Origin of the sequence: Kitasatospora sp. NPDC005856 (assembly GCF_040629945.1) — a bacterium.
GTDB lineage: Bacteria > Actinomycetota > Actinomycetes > Streptomycetales > Streptomycetaceae > Kitasatospora.
On sequence record NZ_JBEXWT010000105.1, the window covers coordinates 19,406 to 29,029 of the forward strand.

1 protein-coding gene is annotated in these 9,624 nt (G+C 76.4%); it reads left to right on the forward strand.

The window, feature by feature from the left end; genetic code table 11:
- Positions 1–4: 4 nt before the first annotated feature.
- The coding region (locus tag ABZ449_RS36485; RefSeq protein WP_360354799.1) for a type I polyketide synthase at positions 5–9,624 on the forward strand (9,620 nt) is incomplete at its 3' end.

Below are 9,624 nucleotides of genomic sequence, written 5' to 3' on the forward strand. Positions count from 1 at the left end.
ATCGATGAACACCCGCGGTGACAAGGCGGTCGAAGCGCTCCGGGCCTCGCTCAAGGAGGTCGAGCGGCTGCGCCGGCAGAACCGGGAGATCCAGGCCGCGGCCCGCGAGCCGATCGCGATCGTCGCACTGGGCTGCCGGCTGCCCGGCGGCGTCACCGGCCCGGACGACCTCTGGAAGCTGGTCGCGGACGGCAGCGACGCGATCGGCGGGTTCCCGACCGACCGCGGCTGGGAGGAGACCTTCCCCGGCAGTCGAACCTACGCCCGCCGCGGCGGCTTCCTCGGCGACGCGACCGAGTTCGACGCCGAGCTGTTCGGCATCAACCCGCGCGAGGCGCTGGCGATGGACCCGCAGCAGCGGCTGCTGCTGGAGGTCGCGTGGGAGACCTTCGAACGCGCGGGCATCGATCCGCACTCGGTGGCCGGCACGGCGACCGGCGTCTTCGTCGGCGCCTCCCCGTCCGGCTACGACGGCGCCGGCCGGCTGCCGGAGAACACCGCGGGATACCACCTGACGGGCACCGCGAACGGCGTGCTCTCCGGCCGGCTCTCGTACGTGTTCGGGCTGGAGGGCCCGGCCGTCACGGTGGACACCGCCTGCTCCTCCTCGCTGGTGGCGCTGCACCTGGCCGTCCAGTCGCTGCGCCAGGGCGAGTGCGGCCTGGCCCTGGTCGGCGGTGTCGCGGTGATCAGCACCCCGGCGGCCTTCGCCGAGTTCGGCAAGCAGGGCGGCCTGGCCGCCGACGGCCGCTGCAAGTCCTTCGCGGCGGCGGCGGACGGCACCGGCTGGTCCGAGGGCGTCGGTGTCCTGCTGCTGGAGCGCCTCTCCGACGCGCGCCGCAACGGGCACGAGGTCCTGGCGGTGGTGCGGGGGAGCGCGGTCAACCAGGACGGTGCGTCCAACGGTCTGACGGCGCCCAACGGCCCCTCGCAGGAGCGGGTGATCCGGCAGGCGCTGGCCAACGCCCGCCTGGAGGCGGCCGAGGTCGACGCGGTCGAGGCGCACGGCACCGGCACCCGGCTCGGCGACCCGATCGAGGCCGAGGCGCTGCAGGCCGTCTACGGCCGGGGCCGCACGGCCGAGCGGCCGCTGCTGCTCGGCTCGCTGAAGTCCAACATCGGCCACACCCAGGCCGCCGCCGGCGCGGTCGGCGTGATCAAGAGCGTGCTGGCACTGCGCAACGGCGTGCTGCCCGCCACCTTGCACGTGGACGCGCCGACCCCGCACGTCGAGTGGACGGGCGGCGGCGTCGAGCTGCTGACCGAGGCCCGGCCCTGGCCGCAGGCCGAGCGGACCCGGCGGATCGGCGTCTCGGCGTTCGGCGTCGGCGGCACCAACGCCCACGTGCTCATCGAGGAGAGCCCGGTCGGGGCCGAGCCGGAGCCGGAGCCGGAGGCGCCCGCGCGGGGCACCGGCCCGGCCGTGTGGCCGGTGTCGGCGCAGAGCGCCCCGGCGCTGCGGGGCCAGGCGGCGCGGCTGGCCGACTGGCTCGGGCCGGACGTGGACGCGGGTGACGCGGCGTGGTCACTGGCGACGACGCGGGCCGGGCTGGCGCACCGTGCGGTGGTGCTCGGTGACGGCCGGGCGGCGCTGCTGGAGGGTCTGGGCGCGCTGGCGGACGGGCGTCCGGCGGGCGGCGTGGTCTCCGGTGTCGCCGTGGAGGGGCGGACGGCGTTCCTGTTCACCGGGCAGGGGGCGCAGCGGGTCGGGATGGGCCGGGGGCTGTACGAGGCGTTCCCGGTGTTCGCCGAGGCCTTCGACGCGGTGTGCGCGGAGCTGGACCGGCTGCTGGAGCGGCCGGTGAAGGAGGTGGTGTTCGAGGGCGTCGAGGAGCCGGACCGTACGGTCTGGGCCCAGGCCGGGCTGTTCGCGGTCGAGGTGGCTTCGTACCGGCTGCTGGAATCCTGGGGCGTGGTACCGGACTTCCTGCTCGGGCACTCGATCGGCGAGGTGGCGGCCGCCCACGTGGCGGGTGTGTTCTCGCTGCCGGACGCCTGCGCGCTGGTCGCGGCGCGCGGCCGGCTGATGGAGGCGCTGCCGAGCGGTGGCGCGATGCTGGCGGTCGAGGCGACCGAGGCCGAGGTGCGGGCGGAGATCGGCGAGCGGTTGGACGTCGCGGCCGTCAACGGGCCTGCCTCGGTGGTGGTTTCGGGGCCGGCGGAGGTCGTGGAGGAGTTCGCGGCGCGCTGGCAGGCCGAGGGCCGCAAGACCCGTCGCCTGACCGTCTCGCACGCCTTCCACTCGGCGCTGATGGAGCCGATGCTCGCCGAGTTCGAGGCCGTCCTGAAGGGTCTGACCTTCGGCGAGCCGCAGCTGCCGCTCGTCTCCAACCTGACCGGCGAGCTCGCCGGGCCCGGGCTGCTCACCACCCCCGGCTACTGGCTGCGCCAGGTCCGCGAGGCCGTCCGCTTCGCCGACGGTGTCGAGGCCCTGCACGGCGAGGGCGTCACCCGCTACGTCGAGCTGGGCCCGGACGCCGTGCTGTCGGGTCTGGCCGGACAGCAGGCCGGCGACGGCGTGTTCGCGCCGCTGCTGCGCCGTGACCGCTCCGAGTCCGAGACCGCGCTGACCGCGCTCGCCGCCCTGTGGACCACCGGCGCCGAACTCGACTGGCGGTCCGTGCTGTCGGCCGGCCGCCGCCTCGACCTGCCGACCTACGCCTTCCAGCGCGAGCGCTACTGGCCCGAAGCCCCGCTCGACGCGCCCGGCTCGGCCGAGGACGCCCGGTTCTGGGCGGCCGTGGAGCGCGCGGACGTCCCGGAACTGGCCGCCACGCTGCGGCTGTCGGACACCCCGGAGGTCCTGGACGGCGTCGTTCCGGCGCTCTCCGCGTGGCGTCGCTCGCGCCGGCAGGAGGCGGTGGTCGACTCCTGGCGCTACCGGGTGGAGTGGAAGCCGCTGACGGTGCCGGATGCCGCCGGCCTGAGCGGCACCTGGCTGCTCGTCACCGCGGACGGCCACACCGCCGGCGAATCCGCGCCCGCCGAGGACGTGGCCGCCGCCTTGGTGGCCGCCGGCGCGACGGTCACCCGACTGCCGCTGACCGGGGACCGCCCCGCCCTCGCCGGCCGCCTGGCCGCCGAGGACTTCGACGGCGTGGTGTTCGCGGCGGGTTCGACCGCCGCGGGCCTGCCGGTGCCCGCCGACCTCGCCGCCCTCCTGCTGCTGGTCCAGGCGCTCGGCGACGCCGGCTCGCGGGCTCCGCTCTGGTGCCTGACCCGGGGCGCGGTGTCGACCGGGGACGAGGACCGCTCGCGGGCACCCGAGCAGTCGCTGCTGTGGGGTCTCGGCCGGGTCGCCGCGCTGGAACACCCGGACCGCTGGGGCGGGTTGATCGACCTGCCGCCGACCGTCACCGCCGAGGAGGGCCCTCGACTGGCGGCCCTGCTCGCGGGCGCGGGCGGGGAGGACCAGCTGGCCCTGCGCAGGGCGCGGGTGCTCGGCCGCCGGGTGGTCCGGGCACCGCTGTCCGGGGCGCCGGCGGCGGAGTGGAGCACCGACGGCACCGTCCTGGTCACCGGTGGCACGGGTGCCCTCGGCGGGGACGTCGCGCGCTGGCTGGCCGGCCGGGGCGTGCCGCACCTGCTGCTGACCAGCCGCCGGGGCCCGGCCGCGCCGGGGGCGGACGAGCTGGTGGCCGAACTGACCGCGCTGGGCACCCGGGTGACCGTCGCCGCCTGCGACGTGACCGACCGGGAATCGCTGGCCGGCCTGCTGGCCGGGATCCCGGTCGAGCACCCGCTGCGCGGCGTGGTGCACACCGCCGGGGTCGGTGCGCCCGGCCCGCTGATGGAGACCGGCTCCGAGGCCGTCGCCGAGGTGATCGGCGGCAAGGCGGCCGGGGCCGCACTCCTGGACGAACTGACCGGGGACCTCGACCTGTTCGTGGTCTTCTCCTCGATCGCCGCGGTCTGGGGCAGTGGCGGCCAGGGCGCCTACGCGGCCGGGAACGCGTTCCTGGACGCGCTGGTGGAGGACCGGCGGGCCCGCGGTCTGGCCGGGACCTCGGTGGCCTGGGGCCCGTGGGCCGAGGCCGGCATGGCCGCGGACTCCGACTTCGAGGACTTCCTGCGCCGCCGCGGCCTGTCCGCGCTGGACCGCACGGTGGCGATCGGGGCGCTCGCCGGGATCGTCGACCGGGGCGAGGGCTGCGTGGCCGTCGCGGACGTCGACTGGGAGCGGTTCGGACCGGCCTTCGTCTCCGGCCGGCCCAGCTCGCTGCTGGCCGGGCTGGTCGACCAGGCTGGGCCGGCCGCCGGCACCGGTCCGTCGGCCGTCTCCTCGGAGCTGCGGGACTCACTCGCCGCCGCGCCCGAGGGCGAGCGCTCGCGGCTGCTGCTGGAGGTGGTCCGGGACCGCACCGCGCTGGTTCTGGGACGCCCGACGACCGAGCCGGTCGAGCCGCGCCGGGCCTTCCGCGACCTGGGCTTCGACTCGCTGACCGCCGTGGAGCTGCGCAACCGGCTCGGCGCGGAGACCGGACTGGAGCTGGCGGCGACGCTGGTCTTCGACCACCCGACGCCGGCCGCGCTGACCGAGTACCTGCTCGGCGAGCTGTTCGACACGGCCGACCAGGCCCCGGCGCCGCGTGCGGTGGTGGCCGTGGCGGACGACGAGCCGATCGCGATCGTCGGCATGAGCTGCCGGTACCCGGGCGGCGTCCGTTCGGCCGAGCAGCTCTGGGCGATGGTCACCGAGGGCCGGGACGGCGTCACCGGCTTCCCCGCCGACCGCGGCTGGCCCGAGGGCGGCAGCTACGTGCGGCGCGGCGGCTTCGTCGAGGGTGCGACCGACTTCGACGCCGGCATGTTCGGCATCTCGCCGCGCGAGGCCCTCGCGATGGACCCGCAGCAGCGGCTGCTGCTGGAGACGGCCTGGGAGGCGTTCGAGAACGCGGGCATCGACCCGCACTCCCTCGGCCACTCGTCCACCGGCGTGGTGATCGGCGCTTCCGCCTCCGGCTACGGCCTCGGCATGGAGATGCCCGCCAACGTCGAGGGCCACCTGCTCACCGGCACCGTCAGCAGCGTGCTGTCGGGCCGGATCGCGTACACCTTCGGCCTGGAGGGCCCCGCGGTCACCGTGGACACGGCCTGCTCCTCCTCGCTGGTCGCCCTGCACCTGGCGGCGCAGGCGCTGCGCCGCGGCGAGTGCGAGCTGGCCCTGGCCGGCGGTGTCGCCGTGATGGTCTCCCCGGGGGTGTTCGCCGAGTTCGACAAGCAGAACGGTCTGGCGGCCGACGGCCGGTGCAAGGCCTTCGCGGCCGCCGCCGACGGCACCTCCTGGGCGGAGGGTGTCGGCATCGTCGTCCTGGAGCGGCTGTCCAGCGCCCGCCGCAACGGGCACCAGGTGCTCGCGGTGGTCCGGGGCAGCGCCATCAACCAGGACGGCGCCTCCAACGGCCTCGCCGCGCCCAACGGCCCGGCCCAGCAGCGGGTGATCCGGCAGGCCCTGGCCAACGCCGGGCTGTCGGCCGGTGACGTGGACGTCGTCGAGGCGCACGGCACCGGCACCCGGCTCGGCGACCCGATCGAGGCCCAGGCACTGCTCGCCACCTACGGCCGGGAGCGCGCCGGTGAGCCGCTCTGGCTCGGCTCGGTGAAGACCAACATCGGCCACGCCCAGGCCGCCGCCGGGGTGGCGGGCGTGATCAAGATGGTGCAGGCGATGCGCCATGGTGTACTGCCCGCGACGCTGCACGTGGACGAGCCGTCCCCGCACGTGGACTGGTCGGCCGGCGCGGTGGAGCTGCTCACCGAGGCGCGGCCGTGGCCCGAGGCGGACCGTCCGCGCCGGGCGGGCGTCTCCTCCTTCGGCATCAGCGGCACCAACGCCCACATCATCCTGGAGTCCGTGCCGGCCGAGGGGGCCGCGGAGTCCGCGGCCGCCGAGGGCCCGCAGCCCTGGCTGCTGTCGGGCCGCACCCCGGCCGCGCTCACCGCGCAGGCCGAGCGGCTGCGGGAGTTCGCGGCCGGACACCCGGACCTCGCGGTGCCGGACGTGGCCCGCTCGCTGCTCTCCCGGGCCGCCCTGGAGCACCGCGCCGTGGTGCTCGGCACCGACCGCACCGCGCTGCTGGACGGCTTGGGCACCCTCGACGGCGAGGGCGTGGTGAAGGGCCGGGCCGTCCCCGGTGACGTGGCGTTCGTCTTCCCGGGCCAGGGCTCGCAGTGGGTCGGCATGGCGCGCGAACTCGCCGCTGCCGTACCGGTGTTCGCCGAGCGGCTGGCGCAGTGCGAGGCGGCGCTCGCCCCGTTCACGGACTGGTCGCTGACCGAGGCCCTGGACGACGAGGAACTGCTGTCCCGGGTGGATGTGGTCCAGCCGGTGCTGTGGGCGGTGATGGTGTCGCTGGCGGAGGTGTGGCGGGCGCACGGTGTCCGTCCCTCGGCCGTGGTCGGGCACTCGCAGGGTGAGATCGCGGCGGCGGTGGTCGCGGGGGCGCTGTCCGTGGAGGACGGTGCCCGGGTGGTGGCGCTGCGCAGCCTGGCGATCACCGAACTCGCCGGTGGCGGTGGGATGGTGTCGGTGGCCGCCGGGAGTGCGGTGGTCGGGGAGCTGATCGGCTCCTTCGAGGGTCGGGTGTCGGTGGCCGCGTTCAACGGGCCTTCGTCGACGGTGGTCTCGGGTGAGCCGGGCGCGCTGGACGAGTTGATGGCGCGCTGTGAGGCGCGTGGTGTGCGGGCCCGGCGGATTCCGGTGGACTACGCCTCGCACTCGGCGCAGGTGGAACTTGTGCGTGAGCGGGTGCTGGCGGATCTGGCGGGGATCAGCCCGCGGAGCTCCCGGGTGCCGCTGTACTCGACGCTGACGGGCGCCCCGATCGACACCGCGGGGATGGACGCCGGGTACTGGTACGACAACCTGCGTTCCACCGTCCTGTTCGAGCAGGCCACCCGTGCCCTGCTGGCCGACGGCCGCTCGGTGTTCGTCGAATGCAGCCCCCACCCGGTGCTGACCGTCGGCGTGCTGGAGACCGCCGACGCCGTCGGGGCCGACGCGGCCGCGCTGGGCACGCTGCGGCGCGGCCAGGGCGGTCCCGAGCAGCTGCTCGCGGCGCTGGCCGAGGCCTGGACCTCGGGCGCGTCCGTCGACTTCACCCCGGTCGTGCCCGTGGGCCGCCGGGTCGAGCTGCCGACCTACGCCTTCCAGCGCGAGCGGTACTGGCCGCGGGCCCTGGTCGCCGCGGGCGACCTGAGCACGGTCGGCCAGGTCGTCACCGAGCACGCCCTGCTGGGCGCCGCCGTCCCGCTGCCCGGCGGGGCCCTGGTCCTGACCGGGCGGCTGAGCGCGGCCGGCCACGGCTGGCTCGCCGACCACGCGGTGCACGGCGACGTGCTGGTGCCGGGCACCGCCTTCGTGGAGATGGCGCTGACCGCCGGCGAGCAGGCCGGCTGCGCCCTGCTGTCCGAACTGGTGCTGCGGGCACCGCTGGTGCTGGCCGCCGGGGGCGGCGTCGCGGTCCAGGTGAACGTGGGCGCGGCCGACGACACCGGCGGCCGTACCTTCGAGGTGTACTCCCGCCCGGACGCCGCCGGCACCGAGCTGGTCTGCCACGCCGCCGGCGTCCTCGCCCCGGTCGCCACCGCCCCGCAGGACGGGCCCGACCTCGCGGTCTGGCCGCCGGTCGGGGCCGCACCGGTCGAGGTCGAGGGCTTCTACCAGGCGATGGCGGCGGCCGGCTACGGCTACGGCCCCGCCTTCCAGGGGCTGCGCGCCGCCTGGCGGGACGGCGACCGGGTCTACGCCGAGGTCGCCCTGCCGCAGGACGTCCAGGCCGACGGCTTCGGGGTGCACCCCGCGCTGCTGGACGCCGCCCTGCACGCCATCGCCCTCGCCGCCGACCCCGGGGCCGGCACGAGGCTGCCGTTCTCCTTCGACGGCGTCCATCTCCGGGCCGCCGGGGCCTCCGTGCTCCGGGTGGCGCTGACCGTCCGTCCGGAGGGCGTCGCCCTGCACGCCGCTGACCCCACCGGCGCACCGGTGATCGGCATCGCGTCGCTGACCCTGCGCGAGGTCGCCGCGGCGGCGCTGCGGCGGGCCGGCGAACGCGCCGTCCACGAGGCCCTGTTCACCGTCGACTGGACCCCGCTGACGCGGCAGGCCGCCCCGGCGCGGCCCGACACCTCGGCCTGGCGGGGGATCGACGCCGTCGAGGACGGTGCCACGCCCCCGGTGGTCGTGCTGACCGTGCCGTCCGACGCGTCCGACGCGTCCGACGGCGGGGCGGCTCGGTCCGTGCGCCGGACCACCACCGAAGTCCTGCGCGCCGTCCAGGAGTTCCTCGCCGACGAGCACTTCGCCGACACCCGGCTGGTGGTCCTCACCCGCGGCGCCGTCCCGGCCGCTCCCGGGCAGCCGGTGACCGACCTGGTCGGCGCGGCCGTCTGGGGCCTGCTGCGCGCCGCGCAGTCGGAGCACCCCGGCCGGATGCTGCTGATGGACCGCGACCCGGCCGGCGCGGACGCCGACTGGCAGGCCTGGGCCACCGTCGAGGACGAACCGCAGCTCGCCCTGCGCGAGGGCGGGGCCCGCGCGCCCCGGCTCGTCCGGAAGGGCGCCGCCGACGACCTCACCATTCCCGACGGGCCCGGCGCCTGGCGCCTGGACGTCACCGAGGAAGGCACCCTGGAGAACCTCGCCCTGGTGCCCGCCGCCGAGGCCGACGCCCCGCTGGGCGCCGGTGAGGTGCGGGTCGCCGTCCGCGCGGCCGGGGTGAACTTCCGCGACGTGCTGCTCGCGCTCGGCATGTACCCCGACCGGGCCGTGATGGGCGCCGAGGCCGCCGGTGTGGTGACCGAGGTCGGCGCGGACGTCACCGACCTGGCCGTCGGCGACCGGGTGTTCGGCCACTTCGACGGCGGCGGCCTCGCCAACCGGGCGGTCACCGACCGTCGGCTGCTGGCCCGGATCCCGTCGGGCTGGTCCTTCGCCGAGGCCGCCTCGATGCCGGTCGCGTTCGTGACCGCCTACTACGGCCTGGTCGACGTGGCCGGCGCACGGCCGGGCGAGTCGGTGCTGGTGCACGCGGCCGCCGGTGGCGTCGGCATGGCCGCCGTCCAGGTGGCCCGTCACCTGGGCCTGGAGGTGTACGGCACCGCCAGCCCCGGCAAGTGGGAGGTGCTGCGGTCGGCCGGACTGGACGACGCGCATGTCGCCTCCTCCCGTGACCTCGGCTTCGAGGAGTCCTTCCGCGCGGCCACCGATGGGCGCGGCGTGGATGTCGTGCTCAACTCGCTGGCCGGCGAGTTCGTGGACGCCTCGCTGCGGCTGCTCGCCGAGGGCGGGCGCTTCGCCGACATGGGCAAGGCCGACCCGCGCGACCCCGAGCGGGTCGCCGCCGACCACTCGGGCGTGCGCTACCGTGCCTTCAACCCCGCCGAGGCGGGCCCGGAGCGCGTCCGGGAGATCACGGCGGAGATCCTCGCCCTGTTCGAGTCGGGTGCGCTGAGGCTGCTGCCGATCACCACCTGGGACGTCCGTGAGGCGCCCGCCGTGTTCCGGCACATCAGCCAGGCCAAGCACGTGGGCAAGAACGTGGTCACCGTGCCGGCGCCGCTGGACCCCGAGGGCACCGTGCTGATCACCGGCGGCACCGGCACCCTGGGCGGCCTGCTGGCCCG